25 protein-coding genes are annotated in these 22,667 nt (G+C 59.3%); 11 read left to right on the top strand and 14 right to left on the bottom strand.

Annotated elements, in window-relative coordinates:
• Window positions 1-22 precede the first annotated feature (22 nt).
• From alr to WDO70_05420, 5 genes are all read left to right on the top strand, one after another.
• On the top strand, window positions 23-1,111 hold the full coding sequence (gene alr, locus WDO70_05400) for an alanine racemase (protein ID MEJ0062635.1): 1,089 nt from the start codon (window positions 23-25) through the stop codon (window positions 1,109-1,111).
• A complete protein-coding gene (locus WDO70_05405) occupies window positions 1,108-1,896 on the top strand; it encodes an ABC transporter permease (protein ID MEJ0062636.1) in 789 nt (262 codons plus the stop codon). Before alr ends, WDO70_05405 begins: the two co-directional genes overlap by 4 nt.
• A 4-nt stretch (window positions 1,897-1,900) precedes the next feature.
• The gene (locus WDO70_05410; protein MEJ0062637.1) at window positions 1,901-2,680 is read left to right on the top strand and encodes an ATP-binding cassette domain-containing protein; all 780 of its coding nucleotides are present in this window, start codon (window positions 1,901-1,903) and stop codon (window positions 2,678-2,680) included.
• A gap of 137 nt (window positions 2,681-2,817) precedes the next feature.
• Window positions 2,818-3,822, top strand: a complete 1,005-nt coding sequence (locus tag WDO70_05415; protein MEJ0062638.1) for a hypothetical protein — start codon at window positions 2,818-2,820, stop codon at window positions 3,820-3,822.
• Window positions 3,823-4,433: 611 nt separating this feature from the next.
• Complete coding sequence (locus WDO70_05420; GenBank protein ID MEJ0062639.1) at window positions 4,434-5,027, top strand: sterol desaturase family protein; 594 nt, start codon at window positions 4,434-4,436, stop codon at window positions 5,025-5,027.
• Here the strand turns inward: WDO70_05420 and WDO70_05425 are convergent, their stop codons facing one another.
• Entirely contained in the window at window positions 5,028-6,143 is a 1,116-nt protein-coding gene (locus WDO70_05425) for a hypothetical protein (protein MEJ0062640.1), read from the bottom strand.
• Window positions 6,144-6,244: 101 nt separating this feature from the next.
• Here WDO70_05425 and WDO70_05430 point away from each other — a divergent pair, with 101 nt between their 5' ends.
• On the top strand, window positions 6,245-6,754 hold the full coding sequence (locus WDO70_05430; protein MEJ0062641.1) for an RNA methyltransferase: 510 nt from the start codon (window positions 6,245-6,247) through the stop codon (window positions 6,752-6,754).
• A 5-nt stretch (window positions 6,755-6,759) separates the two neighbouring features.
• Here the strand turns inward: WDO70_05430 and fliP are convergent, their stop codons facing one another.
• From fliP to WDO70_05460, 6 genes are read right to left on the bottom strand one after another with little or no spacing between them, the layout of a single operon-like run.
• Window positions 6,760-7,533 carry a flagellar type III secretion system pore protein FliP gene (gene fliP / locus WDO70_05435; GenBank protein ID MEJ0062642.1) on the bottom strand — a complete coding sequence of 258 codons (774 nt, stop codon included), beginning with the start codon at window positions 7,531-7,533 and terminating at the stop codon, window positions 6,760-6,762.
• Window positions 7,530-7,808, bottom strand: a complete 279-nt coding sequence (locus tag WDO70_05440; protein MEJ0062643.1) for a flagellar biosynthetic protein FliO — start codon at window positions 7,806-7,808, stop codon at window positions 7,530-7,532. Before WDO70_05440 ends, fliP begins: the two co-directional genes overlap by 4 nt.
• Window positions 7,805-8,047, bottom strand: coding sequence for a hypothetical protein (locus WDO70_05445; GenBank protein ID MEJ0062644.1), 243 nt, complete (start codon window positions 8,045-8,047; stop codon window positions 7,805-7,807). The genes WDO70_05440 and WDO70_05445 overlap by 4 nt, the downstream gene beginning before the upstream one ends.
• Window positions 8,044-8,373: an EscU/YscU/HrcU family type III secretion system export apparatus switch protein gene (locus WDO70_05450; protein MEJ0062645.1), complete on the bottom strand. Its 330-nt coding sequence runs from the start codon at window positions 8,371-8,373 to the stop codon at window positions 8,044-8,046. The genes WDO70_05445 and WDO70_05450 overlap by 4 nt, the downstream gene beginning before the upstream one ends.
• Before the next feature lie 51 nt (window positions 8,374-8,424).
• Window positions 8,425-9,906, bottom strand: coding sequence for an amidophosphoribosyltransferase (gene purF / locus WDO70_05455; protein ID MEJ0062646.1), 1,482 nt, complete (start codon window positions 9,904-9,906; stop codon window positions 8,425-8,427).
• The gene (locus tag WDO70_05460) at window positions 9,903-10,586 is read right to left on the bottom strand and encodes a CvpA family protein (protein MEJ0062647.1); all 684 of its coding nucleotides are present in this window, start codon (window positions 10,584-10,586) and stop codon (window positions 9,903-9,905) included. The genes purF and WDO70_05460 overlap by 4 nt, the downstream gene beginning before the upstream one ends.
• Window positions 10,587-10,850: 264 nt before the next feature.
• On the opposite strand from WDO70_05460, the gene WDO70_05465 reads away from it, so the two are divergent.
• Window positions 10,851-11,258: a hypothetical protein gene (locus WDO70_05465; GenBank protein ID MEJ0062648.1), complete on the top strand. Its 408-nt coding sequence runs from the start codon at window positions 10,851-10,853 to the stop codon at window positions 11,256-11,258.
• On the opposite strand, the gene radA is transcribed toward WDO70_05465, so the two are convergent.
• The 6 genes from radA to ettA all read right to left on the bottom strand — a co-directional run bounded on the left by radA (window position 11,255) and on the right by ettA (window position 18,016).
• Window positions 11,255-12,667: a DNA repair protein RadA gene (gene radA, locus WDO70_05470; GenBank protein MEJ0062649.1), complete on the bottom strand. Its 1,413-nt coding sequence runs from the start codon at window positions 12,665-12,667 to the stop codon at window positions 11,255-11,257. The two genes, WDO70_05465 and radA, sit on opposite strands and share 4 nt — an antisense overlap.
• A 2-nt stretch (window positions 12,668-12,669) precedes the next feature.
• Window positions 12,670-13,497 carry a M23 family metallopeptidase gene (locus tag WDO70_05475; GenBank protein MEJ0062650.1) on the bottom strand — a complete coding sequence of 276 codons (828 nt, stop codon included), beginning with the start codon at window positions 13,495-13,497 and terminating at the stop codon, window positions 12,670-12,672.
• On the bottom strand, window positions 13,494-14,759 hold the full coding sequence (gene serS / locus WDO70_05480) for a serine--tRNA ligase (protein MEJ0062651.1): 1,266 nt from the start codon (window positions 14,757-14,759) through the stop codon (window positions 13,494-13,496). The genes WDO70_05475 and serS overlap by 4 nt, the downstream gene beginning before the upstream one ends.
• A 46-nt stretch (window positions 14,760-14,805) precedes the next feature.
• A complete protein-coding gene (tatC, locus tag WDO70_05485; protein MEJ0062652.1) occupies window positions 14,806-15,576 on the bottom strand; it encodes a twin-arginine translocase subunit TatC in 771 nt (256 codons plus the stop codon).
• A gap of 331 nt (window positions 15,577-15,907) precedes the next feature.
• The gene (gene tatB, locus WDO70_05490) at window positions 15,908-16,156 is read right to left on the bottom strand and encodes a Sec-independent protein translocase protein TatB (GenBank protein MEJ0062653.1); all 249 of its coding nucleotides are present in this window, start codon (window positions 16,154-16,156) and stop codon (window positions 15,908-15,910) included.
• Window positions 16,157-16,333: 177 nt separating this feature from the next.
• Entirely contained in the window at window positions 16,334-18,016 is a 1,683-nt protein-coding gene (gene ettA, locus WDO70_05495) for an energy-dependent translational throttle protein EttA (GenBank protein ID MEJ0062654.1), read from the bottom strand.
• Between the two features lie 88 nt (window positions 18,017-18,104).
• Between ettA and WDO70_05500 the strand changes: the two genes are divergently transcribed.
• The 3 genes from WDO70_05500 (at window position 18,105) to WDO70_05510 (ending at window position 20,721) form a co-directional block, all read left to right on the top strand.
• Complete coding sequence (locus WDO70_05500; protein ID MEJ0062655.1) at window positions 18,105-19,298, top strand: ABC transporter substrate-binding protein; 1,194 nt, start codon at window positions 18,105-18,107, stop codon at window positions 19,296-19,298.
• 89 nt (window positions 19,299-19,387) lie between these two features.
• Window positions 19,388-19,762 carry a hypothetical protein gene (locus tag WDO70_05505; protein ID MEJ0062656.1) on the top strand — a complete coding sequence of 125 codons (375 nt, stop codon included), beginning with the start codon at window positions 19,388-19,390 and terminating at the stop codon, window positions 19,760-19,762.
• A 2-nt stretch (window positions 19,763-19,764) separates the two neighbouring features.
• A complete protein-coding gene (locus tag WDO70_05510; GenBank protein ID MEJ0062657.1) occupies window positions 19,765-20,721 on the top strand; it encodes an LD-carboxypeptidase in 957 nt (318 codons plus the stop codon).
• Here the strand turns inward: WDO70_05510 and cutA are convergent.
• Complete coding sequence (cutA, locus tag WDO70_05515) at window positions 20,689-21,021, bottom strand: divalent-cation tolerance protein CutA (GenBank protein MEJ0062658.1); 333 nt, start codon at window positions 21,019-21,021, stop codon at window positions 20,689-20,691. The two genes, WDO70_05510 and cutA, sit on opposite strands and share 33 nt — an antisense overlap.
• A 122-nt stretch (window positions 21,022-21,143) precedes the next feature.
• Here cutA and WDO70_05520 point away from each other — a divergent pair, with 122 nt between their 5' ends.
• Window positions 21,144-22,367, top strand: a complete 1,224-nt coding sequence (locus tag WDO70_05520) for a DUF1173 family protein (protein MEJ0062659.1) — start codon at window positions 21,144-21,146, stop codon at window positions 22,365-22,367.
• The last annotated feature ends 300 nt before the right edge of the window (window positions 22,368-22,667 follow it).

Genomic DNA, 22,667 nt, shown 5'->3' on the forward strand with positions numbered 1-22,667 from the left:
CCAGTTTTAAGATTGCGTTTGTATGACCCCCGAAACCGGCATCCTGACTATCGACCTCGCCGCCGTCGCGGCGAATTACCGGCTGCTGGCTGAAAAAGCGCCGGGCAAGCAGATCGCCGCCTCCATCAAGGCCGACGCTTACGGCCTTGGCATGACTCGCGTCGCGCCTGTCCTCGCGGAAGCCGGCTGCGGGTTCTTCTATGTCGCCAACATGGCCGAGGCGCTGCCATTGCGCGCAATTCAGCCCGAGGCAAAAATCGCCGTGCTGCACGGGCTGGAGGCCGGTGATTGGGATACCGTGAGCCGCAACCGGCTGATCCCCGTCCTGCCCCATCTCGGCGCGATCCGCGCATGGCGCGACGCGGCGCTGGAGCGGCAGGTCACGGCGCCGGTCATCATCTTTCTCGATACCGGCATGAACCGGCTTGGGCTTGGCCCCGACGATGTCGCGCAGCTTCTCGACCATCCCGAATGGCTGACCGGGCTTAAGATCGAATTTTGGTTAAGCCACCTCGCATGTTCCGACGAGCCGGAAAATCCCATGAACGCGGCCCAGCTTGCCGCCCTGACGCAATATCTTATCAAGCTGCCCGCCGCGCCGCTCAGTTTCGCCAATTCCGGCGGCATATTTCTCGGCGCGCAATACCATTTCGACCAGGTTCGCCCCGGCGCGGCGCTCTACGGCCTCAATCCCACGCCCGATCAGCCCAACCCCATGCGCCCCGTGGTTCGGCTCGAAGCGCCGATTCTCCAAGTCCGCGACGTGGTGCCGGGCATGACCGCCGGTTATGGCGCGACCTGGCGCAGCAAACGGCTTGGCAAACTGGCCGTCTTGCCTGTAGGTTACGCCGATGGTTTAATGCGCTCATTGAGCAATCGGGGACATGTTTCCTTCGGCGGTCATCTGGCGCCGGTTGCCGGGCGGGTATCGATGGATCTTGTCACGGTTGATGTCACCGGCGTGCCGGAGCCGCTGCGCCAGATCGGCGCGATGGGCGAGTTGATCGGCGCGGCGCGCGAAGTCGAGACGGTGGCGCGCGAAGCCGGTACGATCGGGTACGAAATCCTGACGAGTCTGGGTTCTCGTTATAAGCGGGTTTACAAGGAATGATGACATTCACGAATAATCCCCTCGCGCTGCTCGGTCGCAGCTCCGTCGAATTCCTTCAATCGACCGGACGGTTCGGCGCTTTTCTGGCCGTATCCGTCAGCCATGTGCTGCGCCCGCCCTATCATGGGCGGCAGATTGTCCGGCAGCTCATCGATATCGGCTATTATTCCCTGCCCGTGGTGGGATTAACGACCCTGTTCGCGGGCATGGTGCTTGCGCTGCAAAGCTATACCGGCTTCGCGCGCTTCAATGCCGAAAGCGCGATCGCCAATGTCGTGGTGCTTTCCATCACGCGCGAGCTTGGGCCGGTCATGGCCGGGCTGATGGTGGCGGGCCGGATCGGCGCGGCCATCGCCGCCGAGATCGGCACGATGCGCGTCACCGAACAGATCGACGCGCTGTCCACACTCTCGGCCAATCCGCACAAATATCTGATCGCGCCGCGCCTGATCGCCGGAACCCTGATGCTGCCCCTGCTGGTGCTGGTCGGCGACATCATCGGCGTCTTCGGCGGCTTTCTGGTCAGCGTGTACCGCCTCGATTTCAATGCCGCCACCTATCTGCGCCAAAGCTGGGATTTCGTGGAATTCATGGATGTGTTCTCCGGCCTGGTCAAAGCGGCGGTGTTCGGCTTCATCATCACGCTGATGGGCTGCTATCATGGATTCAACTCGCGCGGCGGGGCGCAAGGCGTCGGCGCGGCGACCACGAACGCCGTGGTTTCCGCCTCGATCATGATCCTGATCGCCAACTATATCCTCACCGGCGTATTCTTTTCCAAATAGAGCCATGAACGCAGCATCGCCAAAAATAGAACTCAAGGATGTCAAAAAATCCTTCGGCTCCAAAAAGGTGCTGAACGGCATCGATCTTGCCGTGGCGCCCGGCGAGTCTCTCGTCATCATCGGCGGCTCGGGCACCGGAAAATCGGTCACGCTGAAATGCATCCTCGGCCTCCTGCGCCCCGATAGCGGCAGCATCGCCGTCGACGGCGAGAAGACGACACGGCTTTTCGGCAAGGCGCGAGACAAGCATATGAGCAAATTCGGCATGCTGTTCCAGGGATCGGCGCTGTTCGACTCCCTGCGCGTATGGGAGAATGTCGCCTTCAAGCTGGTCCAGGAACAGCGCGTGAAGGGCCAGGAAGCTCACGATCTCGCCGTCGAGAAACTGGCCGCCGTCGGCCTCGGCGCGGAAGTCGCCGACCTGTTTCCCGCCGAACTTTCCGGCGGCATGCAAAAGCGCGTGGCGCTCGCGAGAGCCATCGCGTCGAAGCCGGAGATTATCTTCTTCGACGAGCCGACCACCGGCCTCGACCCGATCATGGCCGATGTCATCAACGACCTGATTGTCAAATGCGTGCGCGACCTCGGCGCGACTGCCTTGTCGATCACCCATGACATGGCCAGCGCCCGCAAAATCGCCGACCGCATCGCCATGCTCTATGAGGGCAAAATCATCTGGCAGGGGCCGCGCTCGGAAATCGACAATTCCGGCAATGAATATGTCGATCAATTCATTCACGGCCGCGCCGACGGGCCGATTAAGATGCAGGTCAAGAGACTGTAAGGCCTCGCGAATTATTAACAAAACCTTACCTCCGCATATTCGCACTGCTAAAATTAAGCAGGAATTAGTTTCATCCAGGCTATGGTATAATTGAATTTCAAACGTGATTGATTGTGCGGCATGCCGGAGGACTGGCAATGACAAAATACAGCACGATGGGCCGGACGGCTTTTGAAAGCCCCTCTGCGCTTAGCCCGCTTTCCATCGAAGGCCGCAGCCTCGATCCTCAATCCATGGCGCTGCATATCGCCCATCTGCACGACCATTACGCGTCGAGGCCCGTCGCCGAATTGCAGAGAGATATCACCAAGGCCGCCGGAATCGACATGGCGGGACAGGGGCAGGACTCCGCCCTGGCGCGCGCCGGTCAGGAAATCGCCCAAACCCTGGACACACAAGCGGCGGCGACGCCACTTAACAAGAATCCTTATCACGATGTCCAGCATCACAGGGAAGTGATGATCAATGAATTCGTCTGCAGGCAAATCACCGACAAGCTGACCGGCCAGAAATCCTCGAAGGAAGATTACGCCGCGGGCACGACCTTGGCGGCGGGACATGACAACGGGCATCCTGGCGGCTCGAACGATTTTCCGTTTCAATTCGAGGAGATGGCTTTCAAAACCATGAAGCCCGTTCTCGACAAGCATGGCGTGAGCCCGAAAAATCAGGACAAGGTGCATATCGGCGTGCTGTCGACCGACCCGATCAACAAGAAACTACTGGATGCCGATCCGCGCTATGACGCGCAGGCCCGCCACGACGCCCAAATTCTCGGCGCGGCGGATGTGCTGGGCAGCCTGGCCGTCACCATCGACAAGGCTCACAAGGCCACGCATAATTTCGCGGACGAGCTGGAGGCTCGCGGCAAGGCCCCCATCGACAGCGAAAAATATCAAAGCTTCGCCACCCACGCGAAGCTCGGCCCGCCCGCGCTCGACGCTTTCTGGCAGCCGCAAAGGGAAAAAGTGACGCAGGGAGTCTTGCGCCAACTCAAGGCTGAAGAAGCGGCCAAGCCGGTCGCAGCGCAAGCGGCAACTCAGGACGCGCCGCCGCCCGCAAGCGCGAGAAACAATTCGCCCCCGGCATCCAACCGGACGCCGCCTTCATCGCGCAAAAATTTGCCCAACGCGACGATGTAAAGTGGTTTTGCCGAGCTTTTTTAGCTTCAGAGGCTCAATGGCGCGAATTTTTGGGGCTTGGCCTTTACCGGCTCATGCGGAATTCTTTGAGTCTTGGGCGCTGCTTCCGCTGGCGCAGATCCCACAGGGATGATCGGCGAACCTTGAATTTTTGGCCCCTGCGGCGCTTCCGCGGCGGGCATTTTTGCCGTAACCGTCCCTGGTTCCGCAATCTGCGCTAAACGCTGTAAATTGCCTGGGATGGTAGGCGCTTGCGATGAGGGTATGGCTTCGGCTTGAGCTAGCGCGATGCCTTCTCTTACTTTTTTGGCGGTCGCGCCCAACTCCATGTAAGCATTCATATCGCGTCTTCTGCCAGCCATGGAGTTCTCCATCCTTATGAAATATTTTTCTCTCTATAACTTGATAGTGTAACCCGCACTGGTAGAAGAATCGTTAATCTTCCCGCTGCCGGAAACCGTCCACGCGTTGCTGCGTTACGACTTGAAATAGCTCGTCAAAATATTCATTTCGCTATCGAAAACGTCTTTTTAACCCCTTCGTTATAGATTGGGAAAGAAGACCTTTACGCGCGATTTGTATTTAATATTTCATGAACGGAGATTGCGCCGGTGAACGCCATCCTCGAATTTGCGGCGGCATTCTTTTTATCGACGTTTTTCAGCTATTGGATGCACCGGCTGGCGCATGTCCATAAGCCGTGGAATCCCTTGTGGATCAACCATAAGCCTCATCACCAGATCAAATACGACGAACACACGCCGGTCATGGTCTATGACTGGAGAGAGTTCATATTCTGGTTCGGAACCTGGAAACAGACGCTGGATGTCTGGATCACCGATACGATTCCGACCATCCTGGCGGCATGCATCATCGGCGGCGCGGGCTGGTATATTCTGGCGTTTCATTATTTCTATCATGTTTTTCTGTCCGGCGGATTGCTGGAGCATAACGTGAAGATCAAGGGGCCGATCACCAGGATTTTGGCCTGCGGCCAGTTCCATATGCAGCATCACAGAAAGTTCGACCGTAATTTCGGTTTTGTCATCGGCCTGTGGGATTATGTTTTCCGGACTTATGACCTTGGCTATATGCAGCAGGGAAAGGCGCGGCCGGTCCATGCCGAACCATTATGGCAATCCGGAACAAACCGGCTATGGCAGCGCCTGGGCATATGCCATCCCTCAGCTTATCTGGACGTATGATTAAGGCTGAGGCCGGGGCAGCGGCATAGCCGATACCGCGCCATTCATTGCGCCCGCGCTTTTGCAGTCTCCCGTAACCTTGCTCCACAATGTTTGGGAAATGCCGAGCTTGACGAGCGCCTTAGCGCCGCCGATCAATGCGATGTCCACGCACATGATTTCGACTTTTTCTTCCGGAGCCAGCGTCCGGTTTTCCATGCAGTCGAAGCCAAAAGGCATGAACTCTTTATCGCATGCTCTCGATTTGCCGGACAGGCCGCGGCTGGTTTCGGTGAAGAGACGCTTGATTTGATGGCCTATCCCCGCGAATGCAACTTTCTGAAATTCCTGGGGTTCGATATGCGCCTGAGCCAAGGCGTTATTGACGAATTCCGGCGGCACGAAAGCGTAATTCCAGCCCGAAGCGGTTAGGGCGGCCTCGACCGTATTGCGGATTTCATAGCTGTTTTCCTTGCCGGTCGCGGCAAGCTGCTTGGCCGTATTGAAGCTGTCTCTGGCCTCGAAAGCCTCGGAAGCTCTTAAAACCTTGCGAAACTCTAGGCCGTCGATCCCCGTCGCCGTCAAACCTCCGGCGCGATTGAGGATTCTGTCTATATTTCGAAATTCATGGCGGGCGGAAATATTGCTGGCGACAAGGCTTTCGGCCTTCTTGAACGACGCCTTGACGCCATAGATAGCGCCCGCGCGGTCATAGGCGGAGAATGCGTTCGGTTCGATGCCGATGGCTTCCAATCCTCCGGCTTGCGCCGCGTTCCAGCAGGCGCGTTCGATTTCCGGCGCATTGGCATGCCCTAAATCGGCGAGATCTTTTGCCCGGCTATACCACCAGCGCGCCTCGGTGCTGAAATCATCGGCATAGCGCTTTTCCCGCGCGAGAATTCTTGTTTCCATACTATCCGTGCCGGGCGGACAGCCGTCATAATTCGGACGAGAAGACGGGATGGATTGCAGGGTGCCCCCCGACGAAAAAGAATCGCCTGAAACGGAGATAGGATCGTAGGAATTATATCGAAGAGGATTCTGGTGCGTGATCGCATAACCGGCGATCACAATCAGCGCCGTAGCCCCGACACAATGGGCGCGTATGTTCGACTTGCTGTTGACCGGCTCTTCCATTTTTACGATCCTATTATTTGTGCGCTTGTCTTCGGCGCTAAATTCATGAAGTCTATCGGCGCATCATAGCGTCAGGCATAATCTGTTATCAAGCGGGAAACATGCGCGGTTATTTCGGAATAGGCGTCGAAGGCATCAGCAAATCGGGCAATCTGGGCAATCTGGTGCGCTCGGCCCATGCCTTCGGCGCGAGCTTTTTCTTTACCATTAACGCTGCGATTAACCAGAATGAGCTGAACGGAACCGACACTTCCCACGCCGGGGGTCATATGCCGTTTTATAAATACGCCGATTTAAACACATTTGCCCTGCCCCAGGATTGCAGCCTCGTGGGCGTGGAATTGATCGAGAACTCCGTCGATCTGCCGCGCTTCCGGCATCCGCTATGCGCCGCTTACGTGCTGGGGCCGGAGATGGGGAGCCTGTCGCCCGAACTCGTGGCCCGCTGCGATTTCACGGTCAAAATCCCGATGAAATTCTGCATCAATGTCGGCGTCGCGGGCGCGATCGTCATGTATGACCGGCTGGTAAGCCTCGGTGGATTTCCCGCCAGACCGGCGCGTCCGGGCGGCGAGCCGACACCCATCGGGCAGCGCAAACGGCGGCAATAACAATACTACCCGCCGCCGTAGCTCTGCACCAAACTGCCGATCACCAGATACCAGCCATCCACCAACACGAAGAAGATGATCTTGAACGGCAGGGATATCTGCGTCGGCGGCAGCATCATCATGCCCATCGACATCAGGATCGAGGCGATGACCATGTCGATAATCAGGAACGGCAGGAACAGCAGGAATCCGATCTCGAACGCGCGGCGCAATTCGGAAATCATGAAGGCGGGAATGAGCACGTGCAGAGGCGTGTCCTTGGCTTCCGCCGGGGGCTTGATCTTGCCGAGGTCCATGAAAAGCTGAAGGTCTTTCTCGCGCGTATGCCGCAGCATGAAGCCGTGGAACGGGGCCACGGCTTTCTCGAAAGCCGCCTTTTCTTCCAGCGCGTTGTCCATATAGGGCTGAACGCCGTCTTCCCACGCCTTCTGGAATACCGGCTGCATCACGAACAGGGTCATGAACAGCGTCAGGCTGACCAGCACGACGTTAGGCGGCGACGAGGCGGTTCCCATCGCGTTGCGAAGAAACCCAAGCACCACGATGATCCGCGTGAAGCATGTGACCATGATAAGGATCGACGGCGCCAGCGACAGCACCGTGACCAGCAGCATGAGCTGGATGATGCGCCCGGAAGCGCCGCCGGGCCCGCCGTTTCCGGCATCGATGGTGATGCTTTGCGCCAATGCCGGAGAGGCGCAGAATGCGACCAAGAGCGCCAGCGCCAGTCCCGCGAGGCCGATGGTCAAACGCTGCATGGATTTTGTGCCGTGGCTCATGACGATGGCCCTTTTTCCGAAGCCGTTACATCGCGGTCGATCAATGTCGCCCGGTCTTCACTCACGACCAGCAGGTGCTGGCGGCTTTCACAGCGCAACAGCACGGCGCGATGGCGCCCGCCGAGCGGCAGGCTTTCGACGATCTGCAGCCGGCGCTGGCGGCCCGCGACGAACGTGCCCGGCGCGTAGCGCTTGACCCCGAAAGCGAGAAGCCAGATCAGGCAAAGAACGAAAAGAAGGGCGACGATGGCCTGGATGTAATCGATCTGGGTCATTGGCCCCGCCCCGCCTTGGCTCGCATATCCGTTTCCATTTCTTTTATGAGCTCCAACAGCGCCAGGAATCCCGCTTTGATGCGCTCGCGCGTTTCGGCGTCCGCCGCGACGACATGGTCGCATAAGTCTTTTATGCGCTGATCCATGCTCGTCAAGTCGATAAACGCGCCGTCGGCCAGCGCCTGCTTCGTCGCGATGAAAGCCTTGGTCAGATTATCCAGTTCTTCATCCAGATTCATGATGCGTCGCCCGGGGCAGGAGGAATTTTATCGATAGCCTGATTGGCTGCATAGACCCGCGCGAGAATCTCCGCAACCGCGACGATCGCCTCGCCGGGTATGTCGCTGTCGATATCGAGGGTGGCCAGAATCTCGGCGAGATCGGCATCCTCGCGGACGCGCACGCCATTCTGGAAGGCTAGTTCGAGAATCTGTTCGGCAAGCTTGCCGCGTCCCGAGGCGACGATTTTCGGCAGCCCGCCCGCCCGCCCGTCATGGCTTATGGCAACCGCGACTTGATCGGCGGGGGATTTAGGTTCTGAGCCGGTTTTTGATTCGCTGGACATCGCGGCTATCTTAGGGTGTGCGAGCCTGTTTGGAAAGTTTGACGGTTTTCGCTACCCGCTGGTCTGCGCGCGCAGCACGGAAATCTGGCCCTGGCCGATGGAGGAATCCATGTCGGTAAGGGAGATCGGATAGTCGCCGCTGAAACAGGCGTCGCAATATTGCGGCAGGGCGGCGTTGCGTCCGGTTTCGCCCACCGCGCGGTACAGCCCCTCCAGCGAGATGAAGGCGAGGCTGTCCGCGCCGATCAGCTTGGCCATTTGCTCGACCGTGTAATTGTGGGCGAGCAGCTTCTCTTTCTCCGGCGTATCGACGCCGTAGAAGCAGCTATGCTTGGTAGGCGGGCTGCTGATGCGGACATGGACTTCTTTCGCGCCCGCATGGCGCAGCATCTCGACGATCTTGATCGAGGTCGTGCCGCGCACGATCGAGTCGTCGACCAAAACGACGCGCTTGCCGTCGATGAAGCGGCGGTTCGCGTTATGCTTCAGCTTGACGCCCAGATGGCGGATGCGCTCGGTCGGCTGGATGAAAGTGCGTCCGACATAATGGTTGCGGATGATGCCGAGGTCGAAAGGCAATCCGCTTTGCTGCGCGTAGCCGATGGCCGACGGCACGCCGGAATCCGGAACCGGAACGACGATATCGGCTTCGATGGGGGATTCCTTGGCAAGCTCGATGCCGATCTGCTTGCGCATTTCATAGACCGACTGTCCTTCGAGCGTGCTGTCGGGACGGGCGAAATAGATATACTCGAAGATGCAGAAGCGGCGCGGCACCGGCGCGAAGGGAAACGAACTGTGCATTTCGCCGTTGCGGATCGTGACCAGCTCGCCGGGCTTCACGTCGCGGATGAATTCCGCGCCGATGATATCGAGCGCGCAAGTCTCGCTCGCCAGCACCCATGACTGGTCGATGCGCCCCAGCACCAGCGGACGCACGCCGTACGGATCGCGCACGCCGATCATGATATTCTTGGCAAGGCAGACAAGCGAGTACGCGCCCTCGATCTGCTTGAGCGCCGCCGTCAGCCGTTCAACCGGGCCGCCGCTGGCGACCTTGGCCATGAGATGCAGGATGACTTCGGTGTCCGAGGTGGAGCGGAACAGCCGCCCTTCGCGCACCAGCTGGCCGCGCAACGTGTAAGCGTTGGTGATGTTGCCGTTATGGGCTATCGCGAAGCCGCCGAAGGCGAAATCGGTGAAGAAAGGCTGCACGTTGCGCAGCGCGGTTTCGCCGCTGGTGGCGTAGCGAACATGGCCGACGGCGGAATGGCCCGCCAGCCGGTCGATGATGCTGGGCTGGTTGAAGGTCTCGCCGACATGACCCATCGCATGATGAGCGTTGAAATGCTCGCCGTCGCTGGAAACGATGCCCGCGGCCTCCTGGCCGCGATGCTGCAAGGCATGCAAGCCGAGCGCCACCATCGTGGCGGCGCTTTCCTTGCCTTTAATGCCGAAGATTCCGCACTCCTCGCGCAGCTTGTCGTCCGCGAATGGGTTGGTCGTGAAATCGTTTGCAAGATCAGGTGTCATGGCCGCGATTTCTGCTCGATCAATTCATCGAGCTTTTTCTGTTCCTTTTTGTCGTAAGCCGGCTGGGTCTTGTTCAGCTCCGGCGTCGGCGTCGTGAGATTCTTCAGGAATTGCTCCGCTTTATCCACCCGTTCGTCCTTTTCGCTCTCGACGCCATCCTTGCGCTTCGATTCCGGGATCATGTCCTTGATAATCTGCGCTCCTGCTTCGAGCAGCGGCAGCGTTTTAGCCTCCTGCACGGCTTTGGGGGCCTCCTCGGGCTTTTCCCAGAATTGCTGGGCCATCAGGAAGATAAGGCTGGCGATCAGCAGCCCGCGCAGCACGCCGAAGACAAAGCCGAGCGAGCGGTCGATGGCCGTAAGCGCCGTTCCCTGAATCTTGCTGATAATGAAACTGGTGATGGGAAGAAGGATAATCAAGGTCGCGATGAAAATACTGAAATAAGCCACCGCGTCGGCGGTCATCTTATTCTTGAACTGTTCGCGCATCCAGGGCTGCACGGTCGGAAACAGATGCATGGAGGCGTACATCGCGCCGACCCAGCCGATCAGCACGAAAGCTTCCTTCACGAAGCCGCGCATCATCGCGAAGATTCCGGAGATCAGCAAAAGGGCGAGAACGCCGATATCGATCCAGTTGGTCGCGTGCGCCTGTTGCGCGAGTTCGGTCGTATGTTCCATCTTTCGCAATAGTCCCCATGCGTCATTCCTTCCAAGCAACCCGCTGCAAAACAGCGGCGCACCCGAGCGGGAATGACGATTTTGCCTTTACCTGGCCTTGCTCTAACACACTTTTTCAGAAGTTAATAGTTTGACGCCGTATTTTTTAATAGTTTCATGCCGTATTTTATTCTATATCTGTGAACGCTAAGTTCGGGCACTTTGAAAGTTAAGCTTGAACGTGATAGAGCCATACAACCAATTTATCTTTAGAGGAGAAGCATTATGAGCATTTATAGCCGTCTTGGAAAAGGTATTGCCGGTGGATTCGCCCTTCTGGGTCTCCAGGCTTGCGCTCAAATCACCCCGCCCATCCAAAGCCCTAAGGCCGAGCGCGACACGGTTCTTGCCACGGTTAATCGTCTGCAGGCTAGCGACAACAAAGAAACCAACACCCAATGTTCGGTGATCACTGAAACGACTCAGTGGATCAAAGACTGGAGTTCTACGGAACTTGCGGTATCGCCCTCCCAATATACCCGCCAGGAAGCCAGATCGATCGCTATCGACAGCATGGCGCATCCTTCCAGCAGCACTGAAGTCCACGCCAACGTAAGCTGCGGAACCAACATCCCGAAACCGATACGGGCCACGGAAGTTCGGCAAACGAAATTCGCCACGCTCGACCGCTAAAGGCGGGCGGCTATTTTAGTAGTGGCCGGTCTGCCCTCATTCGCCTCGAATAAAGGCAACAGTTCGGAAAGATTGCTGATTTCGGTGCGTTTGAGGGCTGATTCCGGCTTGGTTTTCGTGCGCCGGTTGTGAGGCAGGATCGCCTGGGTAAAACCGAGCTTGGCGGCTTCTTTCAGGCGCAGTTCCGGCTGGCTCACGGGGCGGATTTCCCCGGCCAGCCCGATTTCGCCGAAAATCACGCATTCCGGCGGCACCGGCGTTCCCGAAAGCGACGAAAGCAACGCGGCGGCCACGGCAAGATCGGCGGCCGGCTCGGTTATTTTCAGCCCGCCCGCCACGTTCAGGTAAATATCGTTCGGGCCGATGGTCACGCCGCAGCGCGCCTCCAGCACCGCCAGCACCATGGCGAGACGGGCGCTATCCCATCCCACGACGGCCCGGCGAGGCGTGCCGAGCGCGGAGGGCGCAACCAGCGCCTGAATCTCCACCAATACCGGCCTAGTGCCCTCAAGCCCCGCGAATACCGCCGCGCCGGAGACATCGTCGCGCCGGTCGGCCAAAAACAGCGCAGAGGGATTGGGGACCTCCATCAGCCCCTGCTCCGTCATCTCGAAGACGCCGATTTCGTCGGTCGGGCCGAAGCGGTTCTTCACCGCGCGCAGGATGCGGAAATGATGGCCGCGCTCGCCTTCCAGATACAATACGGTATCGACCATATGCTCCAGCACGCGCGGCCCGGCGAGCGTGCCTTCCTTGGTCACATGGCCGACCAATAGCAGCGTGATGCCGCGCTTCTTGGCGATGCGGATCAATTCCTGCGCCGAGGCGCGCACCTGCGCCACCGTGCCGGGGGCGCTGTCGATCACATCGACATACATGGTCTGGATGGAATCGATCACGACGACATCCGGCGCGTTGACGTCATCCATGGTGCCGGCGATATCGCGGATCGCCGTGGCGCTGGCGAGATCGCAGGCGACCTGCGAAACGCCGAGGCGCTGCGCGCGCATGCGCACCTGATCGACCGCTTCCTCGCCGGAGATATAGGCGCAACGCTGGGTCGCCGCCAGGCGGCATACCGCCTGGAGCAGCAGCGTCGATTTGCCGATGCCGGGATCGCCGCCGATCAGGATCACCGAACCCGGCACGAAGCCGCCGCCCGCGACGCGGTCGAGCTCGCCGATGCCGGTCATCCGGCGCGGCATGGGCGCGTCGCTGCCCGCCAGATCGACGAATTGGATCGAGGTTTTCTTGCCCGGCGACTTGCCCATGCTCTTGGGCGGCGCGGCGGCGGGCGCGGCTTCTTCGACGATGCTGTTCCAGGCGTTGCAAGCCTCGCATTTCCCGCTCCATTTGGGAAAGGCTGTGCCGCAATTCTGGCAGACGAAATGGCTAGTGCGCTTGGACATGTCTAATTCGACGATTCCCGCACCGGCATCAGCGGCAGGGGGTCGATGGATTTGCCGTCCTTGCGGATTTCAAAATGCAGTTGCGGGCCGGTCACGTCGCCGGTGCTGCCGACAGTGCCGATCATGTCGCCTTTGGCGATGACGGAATCCTTGTCCACCACCATGCGATCGAGATGGGCATAGGCGGTGATATAGCCGTCGCCGTGGCGGATCAGCACAAGATTGCCGTAACCCTTCATTTCATTGCCCGCATAGACGACGATGCCGTTCGCGGCGGCCTGCACCGGCGTGCCGCGCGGCACGGCGATATTCAGCCCGTCATTGTTCGTGCCGCCGGTCTTCGGGCCGAAGGAGGACAGCAAAGGCCCTTCGACCGGCCAGATGAACATGCCCCGATCTTCATCCGAAGGCGTGATCGGCGTGGGCGCGCCCAAACCGCCCTTCGAGACCGCCGAGGAAGAATAATTCGGCGGCGGCAATTCGCTGGCGGTGACATCGCTGCCGCTGCCTCCCGATCCGCCCCAGCCGCTGCTCATGCCGCTGGTGACGGTGCTGGTCAGATCGCCGCTGCCGCCAAGCGGCAATATGATTTCCTGCCCGGGCCAGATCACATAAGGCTGGCGCAGCCGGTTGAGGACGATCAAATCATCCATCGGCACTTTATATTTCCGGGCCGCGGCATAAGCGGTGGTTTTCTTATCCACCACGACATGCTGCCCCGGCAGCAGATTGGTCTTGGTGCGCAGATAAGGCTGGTCGCTTTCGAACCAGGAGGTGCAACCCGCGAGCATGAGCGCGCTTGCCAGGATCATCGTCCGCCGCATCGTCATCCGATTTTCTCCATCCCGTTCATATAGGGCCGCAGCGCTTCCGGCACCGTGATGCTGCCGTCGGTGTTCTGGTAATTTTCCATGACGGCGATCAGGCAGCGCCCAAGCGCAACGCCGGAGCCGTTCAGCGTATGAACGAATTGTGTCGATTTTTCGCCCTTCGGGCGATGACGCGCATTCATCCGCCGCCCCTGGAAATCGCCGCAGTTGGAGCAGCTTGAAATCTCGCGGTAAGCCCCCTGCCCCGGAAGCCAGACTTCAAGATCGTAGGTCTTGCGCGACGCGAAGCCCATATCGCCCGCGCACAGCAGCATGCGGCGATAAGGCAGGTTCAGCTTTTCCAGCACCGTCTCGGCGGCGCGGGTCATGCGCTCATGCTCGGCTTCGGATTGCTTCGGCGTCGTGATGCTGACCATTTCGACTTTATAAAACTGATGCTGGCGCAGCATGCCGCGCGTATCTTTTCCGGCGGCGCCAGCTTCGGCGCGGAAGCACGGCGTCTTCGCCGTGAAGCGCAGCGGCAGTTTTTCGCTCTCCAGAATATCGCCATTGACGATATTGGTCAGCGGAATTTCCGCGGTCGGCACCAGCCACATGCCATGCGTCGTCTGAAACATATCCTCGGCGGCTTTCGGCAAATTGCCTGTGCCATAGGCGATTTCCTCGCGCACCATCAGCGGCGGGCTGATTTCCTCATAGCCGAAATCGCGCGTGTGAATATCCAGCATGAATTCGCCGAGCGCCCGCTCCATCCGCGCCAGCGCGCCGCGCAGCATGGTGAAGCGCGCGCCGGACAGCTTGGCCGCCGTGGTGAAATCCATCAGGCCGAGCGCCTCGCCAAGCTCATAATGATGCTTCGCGGAATTCAGGCGCGGCGGCTCGCCGGATTTCTTGATTTCCTTATTGCCTGTTTCGTCCACGCCATCCGGCACATCATCGGCGGGCAGGTTAGGAATGGCGGCCAGCAATTCGTCAAGCTGCGCGGTCAGCGCATTCGTCTCGGCCTCGTCCGCCGTCATTTGCTCTTTGAGCGTCGCGACCGCCGCCATGATGCCTTCGGCGTCGCCGCCGGTGCGCTTGATCTCGCCGACCTTTTTGGAAAGGTCGTTACGCTTGGCCTGGTTTTCCTGCAGCGCGGTCAGAATCTTGCGCCGGTCGGCATCGATTTGCACAAGCTTCTCCGCCAGTGGCGGCAAATGGCGGCGCGCCAGCCCCCGGTCGAAGGCTTCGGGATTTTCGCGGATGAAACGGATGTCATGCATGGTGATTCTCTCTCACGGGGAGGATAATCGCATGCGGGGAGCGGGTCTAGTCCGGTTGTTTTCGTTCTACGGCCTTCATCCATCGCGCGGCGACGATGGAAATCTCATAAAGCCCCCATAAGGGCAGCGCGAGCAGAAGCTGGCTCAGCACATCCGGGGGCGTAATGACGGCGGCGATGACAAAAATCGCCACGACGGCGAAACGGCGGAAATTCACCAGCTGCTCGACCGACAGCACGCCGACCCGCACCAGCAGCACCAGCAGCACCGGCAGCTCAAACGCCGCGCCGAAGGAAAAGATCAGCATCATCGCGATGGACAGATATTCGCTGACTCGCGCCTCGAGCTGGATCGGCATTCCCCCCGCCGAATTGTTCTCGAACGAGAGAAAGAATTTCCAGGCGACCGGCATGACGACGAAATAGGCCATCGCCGCCCCCAGCGCGAACAGCAGCGGCGTCGCCGCTAGGAACGGCCAGAATGCCCGCTTCTCGTGCGCGAACAGGCCAGGCGCGCAGAACCGCCATATCTGAACCGCGATCAGCGGAAAGGCCAGGAAACAGGCCGTCCATAACGCCAGCTTGATATAGGTGACGAAGGCTTCGGCGAGGCCGGTATAGATCAGCTTGCGTCCTTCGCCATGCATCGCGTCGGCCAAGGGCCGCACCAGGATCGCATAGATGTCGGCGGCGAAATAATAACTGACGCAAAAGCCGATGCCGATAGCGGCAAGGCACCAGATCAGCCGCGAGCGCAGCTCGATCAAATGAGCCAGAAGCGGCTGGCGCAGCATATCGTCGGGATCGTGCGGAGACATAGGGTTAACGCCAGTGAAATACTTTTTACTTTCGGGGAAGTAATGATAATATTCTTTCAGCGATTTTAATACTGCGTATTATCGTTTTAGGGAGATCATCATGCCGAGGACCCAAGGACGCTATGCACCTCTGAACAACGGGGAAATTGTATCCCTGGCCTCTAAAATGGCGCAAAACCCCAAGAATATCGATGACCGGAGCATCGGGAGGCTGATTGCCACTCTTCAGCCGGACAATCCCAACCCTCCCGGCAGAGCGGCGGCTTCCAGACTGTACAACGCCCTCATTAGAAAAGAAAAACCCAGCTTCACGCCGCGATAAACGATTGTATTAAGAGATGCTCGAAGCATCATCTTTTTTGTCTTGAGGCTCTTTTTCCGCCTCTTCCTTCTGCCGCTCCGCGACCTCCGCCTCATAGCTTAGCTGCTCCCACTGACGGCGCAGATCATGAGTCATGTCCTGCACCTGCCGCGCCGCCTTGCCGAGCATCAGCATCGTCTTCGGCAAGTCCTTCGGCCCGATGGCGACCAAAGCCACCGCGCCGATGACGAACAGTTCCGACCAGGCTATATCGAACATGCGACCACTCTCCGATCAAACAGAGCCGTCATTCCCGGCGGCTTTGACCGCCCCAGGCGGACAAAGCCGAACGGGAATCCCGTTTTTTCAACAAACCAAACGGGATTCCCGCTCGCCCCTGCGGGGCGTCGGGAATGACGCGAGTTGCTTGGGCGGGTCCATTCCATCGGCTTTGCGCTAGACTCTGGTGAGAGGCTTATATCGTATCCGGTGTGGCTGTTCGGCCTCGGCGCCGAGGCGGCGCTTGCGGTCGGCCTCATAGTCCTGATAGTTGCCCTCGAAATAGACCACCTGGCTGTTGCCTTCGAAGGCGATGATGTGCGTGGCGATGCGGTCGAGGAACCAGCGGTCATGGCTGATGACCACGGCGCAGCCGGGGAAATCCTCCAGCGCGTCTTCCAGCGCCCGCAGCGTATCGACATCGAGATCGTTGCTCGGCTCGTCGAGCAGCAGGACATTCGCGCCCGATTTCAGCATCTTCGCCATATGGACGCGATTACGCTCGCCGCCCGAAAGCTGGCCGACCTTTTTCTGCTGATCCGGGCCTTTGAACCCGAACGAAGCGACATAGGCGCGGCTGGGGATTTTGCTCTTACCGAGATCGATGATGTCGAGGCCGTCGGAGATTTCCTCCCAGACATTTTTGTCGGCATGCAGCGTGTCGCGGCTCTGGTCGACATAGCCGAGCTTGACGGTTTCGCCGACGCGGAAGTCGCCTTTATCCGGTTTTTCCTGGCCGGTGATCATGCGGAACATCGTGGTTTTTCCCGCGCCGTTCGGCCCGATAATCCCAACGATTCCGCCTGGCGGCAGGTTGAAATTCAAATCCTCGATCAAGAGCCGGTCGCCGAACGCTTTATCGACATGCTCGGCCTCGATCACGTTTTGGCCGAGGCGCGGCGGCGTCGGAATGGTGATTTGCAGCGTATCCGGCCCTTTATTGCCGCTCTGCGCCAGCAGGCTTTCATAGGAGGAAATGCGCGCCTTGCTCTTGGCTTGCCGCGCCTTGGGCGAGGCGCTGATCCATTCCAGCTCGCGCGCCAGCGTCTTCTGCCGCCCGCTTTCCTCGCGAGATTCCTGCTCCAGGCGCTTCTGCTTCTGCCCCAGCCATGAGGTGTAATTGCCCTCATAGGGAATGCCCGCGCCGCGATCCAATTCGAGAATCCAGCCCGTCACCTTGTCGAGGAAATAGCGATCATGGGTCACCAGAATGACCGCGCCCGGATAATTCACCAGATGCTGCTGCAGCCACGCCACGGATTCCGCGTCGAGATGGTTGGTCGGCTCATCGAGCAACAGCAAATCGGGTTTTTGCAGCAGCAACCGGCACAGCGCCACGCGCCGCCTTTCGCCGCCCGAAAGCTTGGTCACTTCGCTGTCGCCCGGAGGGCAGCGCAGCGCGTCGAGCGCGATCTCGATCTGCCGCGACAAATCCCATGCGTCGGCGGCATCGATTTTTTCCTGCAATTCCGCCTGCTCGTCGATCAGCTTTTGCATCTCATCGGGGTCTTCGACCTCGCCGAGCTTGTTGCTGACTTCTTCGAAACGATCCACCAGCGCCTTGGTCGCGCCGAGGCCCTGCAGCACATTCTGCTCGACCGTCAGTTTTGGATCGAGCTGCGGCTCCTGCTCGAGATAGCCGATGGTCGCGCCTTCGGCGATCCATGCCTCTCCCGCCCAATCCTTGTCCAGCCCCGCCATGATTTTCATGAGCGTGGATTTTCCCGATCCGTTCACCCCCAGAACGCCGATCTTCGCGCCCGGATAGAAGGACAACCATACATTGTCCAGGACCTTCTTGCCGTTCGGAAAGGCCTTGGTCAGGCCTTTCATGACGTAGATATATTGATATGCTGCCATGTTTCTTTCCCTATGGTTGGGAATTATCTAGCAAAGATTCATCCCCTCGTCCAAATTTTGCTACAATTGGACGATAAAATAGGCATGCATGAAATACCTTATCCTCACAGGGCTGCTTTGCCTTGCATTTCCCGCGGCGGCGGCTGAAGGCGCCGAAGCCGTGCGGATCGGCGTGCTTACGGCAAAAACCGGCGCTCATGACGAGACGCGGGGCAGCGGTTCCGTGCTGGCGGCGCAAATGGCGATCGAGGATTTCGGCGGCAAGGCGCTGGGCCAGCCCATCGAGATCGTTACCGGCAATCATCAGAACCGCCCCTCCGTCGGCGCCAGCATCGTCCGCCGCTGGTTTCAGCATGGCGGCGTCGATGTCGTCGTCAATGTCCCCAATCCTGGCGTCGCCGAAGCCGTGCGCGAGGCGGTCGCCGAACATCACGGCCTGCTCATCATGTCGGTAAGGCCGTTCTCATCTCAGCCCGAACATTGCCAGAGCCAGGTTATTACCTGGGGCTATGACGCGGACTGGCTCGCTCGCGGCGCGGTCAAAGGATTGGCCGGCGCGGGCGTGCGATCATGGTCTTTGTTCGGCACTTCGACCAGGCATGGCGAGGAAGCCATGGATTCTTTGGCGCAGATTATCGCCGCCGCCAAAGGCCAGGTGGTCGCCGCGCGGAAGCTTCCGGCCCTGCGCCGCGAATACCCGTCCGCCCACTCGCTGGTCGAAGACCTGCATGCGGCCAATGCGGATATCGTCGCGCTGAATATGGGACCGGCGGCGCTCAAAGCTTTTTCCCAGGATTTGCATGGCGAACTTGGCGGCAAGCTGCTGCCTCGCATATACAGCCAAGCGTGGCCTTTTGCCGACGATGAAAAACAGCCGCCGGAGATCGCCGGGGAAGTGATTTACGCCCTGCCCTATGAGGACGGCGAAGGCGCGCGGGATTTCAGTAGCCGGTTCACGGCGCGCGCCGACGGACGCAAGCCAAACCTGCTGCATCTGAGCGTCTATGCGGCGATCTTGCATTATCTGAAAGCGGTCGAGGCGCTCAATGCGGATCGTCCCGGCGAACTGGTCGGCGCGAAAATGCAGGAACTGCCCACCGAGGATGCCATCTTCGGCGCTGGCGCCATCCTCCCCAGCGGACGGAGAGTAGGCAATATATATCTGTATGCGCACCACGCCGCGGACGCGGATAAAAAAGACGAACTCCTGTCCCATCTCTCCTATGCGGATATGGGGGGCGCTGCCGCGCTGGCCCCTTGCGAGAAAGAAGCGGGGAAGTGATCACAGGTTGATCTGGCCGAAAGGTTGCGATAGAATCCGCCGCGACCTAATATGTCGCTCCATTCGTTTTCGCATCAAAGGGCAAAACCATGCAAAAGAAATTCCTCGCTATCGTCGCTCTGCTGGCCGTCGCCGGATGCGCGCAGGATTATCAGCCCGTCGTCGATCTCAAGGGCTATGACGGCGGCAAATACCAGAAAGACCTCGCCGAATGCCGCCAATTGGCGTCGCAAGTCGATGTCGCGGGCGATTCCGCCGTCAATGGCCTGATCGGCGCGGGCGTCGGCGCGGCGCTGGGCGCTGCGGTCGGCGCAGTCGCGGGCGTTCCGGCCTATGGCGCGGCTTCGGGCGCGGCCTTGGGTGGCATCGGCGGCGGGGGCGGCAGCGCCGTCAGCAAGGTCGAACGTCAGAAGAAGATCATCGACAACTGCCTGACCAAGCGCGGCTATAACGTGCTGGGATAGGCTTGCAACCGCTCGTCCCCCCTGCCCTGCGGCCCGGCGATACGATCGGGATTGTCGCGCCCGCGCGCTGGGCGCCGCAGGAATGGGTAGAAGCGAGCAAATCACACTTTGAATCCAAAGGCCTCAAGGTTAAACTTCATCCGCAAATTGAGCTTCGGCATGACAGGCTGGCGGGTGACGATCAAGCGCGGGCCAAAGCCATCAACGATATGTTCGCCGACGATAGCGTGCGCGCCATCGTCTGCGCACGCGGCGGCACCGGCAGTTTTCGTATTCTTGAGCATATCGATTACGAGTTGATCCGCCGCAAGCCGAAAATCTTTTGCGGCTTCTCCGATATCACGACTTTGCTTCATGCGATTCAGCAGCGCACCGGCCTGATAACCTTCCATGGCCCGATGGTAAAAAATTTCGCGCGGGCCGCGAGCGATCCGCGCACCGGCTCGGACATGCTCGAATTGCTGGGCGGGCATTATCCGGCGGACGGAAAGGATTTCCCCGCGCAGGCGATGACCGAGGGAACCGCCGAAGGCCGCCTGACCGGCGGCAATATCAGCATGCTCCGCAACATGATCGGCACGCCCTATGATTGGAGCGTCAAGGACTCCATCATCTTCATCGAAGACATGGACGAGCCAATATACAAGCTCGATCATATGCTATGGCAATTCAGGCAGGCAGGGAAATTCGTCGGCGTACGCGGCGTGATCGTCGGCGAAATGGTAGGATTGACCGGCGGGAAAGACGGCCTTCCCGATCCCGACGGCGATATTCCCTACGGCAAAAGCCTGCATGATCTGCTGCGCGAGTATCTGCCGCCCGGTATTCCGGTCTGTACCGATTTTCCCTGCGGCCATGGCGATTATTTGACGACACTGCCGCTCGGCGCGGCGGCGCGAATCGATGTCGCGGCAAGCAAGACGCGGTTAAGCCTCCTGCAGCCCGTCGTCGGTGGCTGACGCGAGCCAGTCGAGATATTCCGCCGTTCCGGCGACCAGCGGCAGCGCGACGATGCAGGGCATGTCGTAGCTGTGCAGTTCCTTCACCAGCCCCACCACGCGATCGAACAATGGCTGCTGTGTTTTCAGGATCAGAACCGTTTCCTCGGCCATCTCGGCCTTGTCTTCCCAGAGGTAAATCGACTTCATGCCGGGAATGACATTCGCGCACGCCGCGACCCGCGCTTCGACAGCGGCCCGGCCGATCTTCTCGGCCTCCTCGGCGTCCGCGCAGGTTATGTAAATGAAGATCGGGGGCATGGGATGAGCGAATCGCCGAATGGGACGCGGCCAGCATACACTTATGCCGCCTATTTCAACATAGGGCTTGACCCATACCCGCAACAGCGTCATCAAACTGGAGAATTAACGGTTATCGAAGCATGAACCGGATCAGCATCGGCGAAAAAATCTATTCCCTTGAATGGCTGCGCGATCAGGCATCGGCGGGGCAGAACGTGCTGCGCCGCGCGCATCAGGGCCGGATCAAGCCGCTGTGCCTGTGCGGGAATAAGCAAGTTGCCAAAGAACTCTATGTCGCCAAGCGTAATTTTTATTACCTGGCGAGGATGCCGGGAACAGGCAAGCTGCATGCGCCGTGGTGCGATTTTTACGGCGACGCCGATGGCGGGCCTGGATCCAAATCGCAACCGGCGATTATCGAGAAAGAGGACGGCAGGCTTGACGTCAATCTGTGGAGTCCGCTGACGCGGCCCGCGAAGACAACCGCACCGTCTTCAGAAACAAAATCACGACAGATAGAAAGGCCGGGCGTCTCCAGAGCTTCGATTACGCTGCTCGGACTGCTGTATAAGCTGTGGCAGGACGGCAATCTGCATGTGTGGTATCCCGTGCGCAAATACGCGCGCACGATCAACACGATCCATAAATCGCTGAACGAGATCGCGGCTTACATGGATATAGGCGATGACGGCCTTCAAGACCGGTTCATAGTCACCAAATACCAGGATAGCTGGCCCGCCAGCGAAGCGAAAACCCGTGAAGCCATCGACGCGATCACTAAAGGCAAAGACAGCGCCGCGATCCTGATCGGCGAGCTTGAGGACTGGCGACCATCGCAAAAGGAACAAGGCGGCGCGGGCCTTAAAATCCGTTATCTGAAAGACTGCGTATGGATGGGCAAGGAACTGGCGGAGAGGATCGAAACGAGCTTCCAAAGAGAGAAAGCCTGCATCGACGACAAGAACCAGAAGATCATGGTCATATGCACGGTATTCCAAAACGGCGTCACCCTGAACGCCGATGACGCGGCACTGATGCGCACCAGCAAGGAATATATTCCGGTGGAGTCTTCCTATGAACTAGAGGTCACGCGCCGGCTTATCGAACAGGAGCGCAAGTTCAAGAAGCCGGTGCGCATGGATGAAAACGATCAGAGGCCGGACTTTATTCTCCTGGATACCGATCCCAACTGGTTCATGGAAGTCTTCGGCATCGACAATGACGAAGCCTACACAGCCAGGAAACACGAAAAGCTCGCCGCCTATCAACAACAAGGCATCCCATGCTGGTCATGGGAAGCGACATCGAGCAAAACCATCCCGGCATTCCCGGCCCCCTCCCCCGAAACGCTCGACGAAGAATAAAAGCGCGATGCTCCGCGCCGGGACAGGGCTGGGACCGGCGCCCCCGTCAGGCTGTCCTGCCGCTAGGTTCAGCGAATGCTGAACCTAGCTCGATCGCGCCCTTGACCGCCCGTGGGGCGGGCAAGGGTACGCCTATATCTCCGTCGGGTTCGACGGAGATATAGGCCGCAGGCCATCCTGACGGGGGCGCCGGTCCCAGCCCTGTCCCTCTGCGGCGTTGTGCCGGTCTGGCAAGTCAAGCGGCGAGATGGCAAAGCGCGTGACAGAATGGCGAGATGTTTGCCGAATTGCGCGTTGACG

The organism is Alphaproteobacteria bacterium (assembly GCA_037200005.1).
Lineage (GTDB): Bacteria > Pseudomonadota > Alphaproteobacteria > UBA9219 > RFNS01 > JBBCGY01.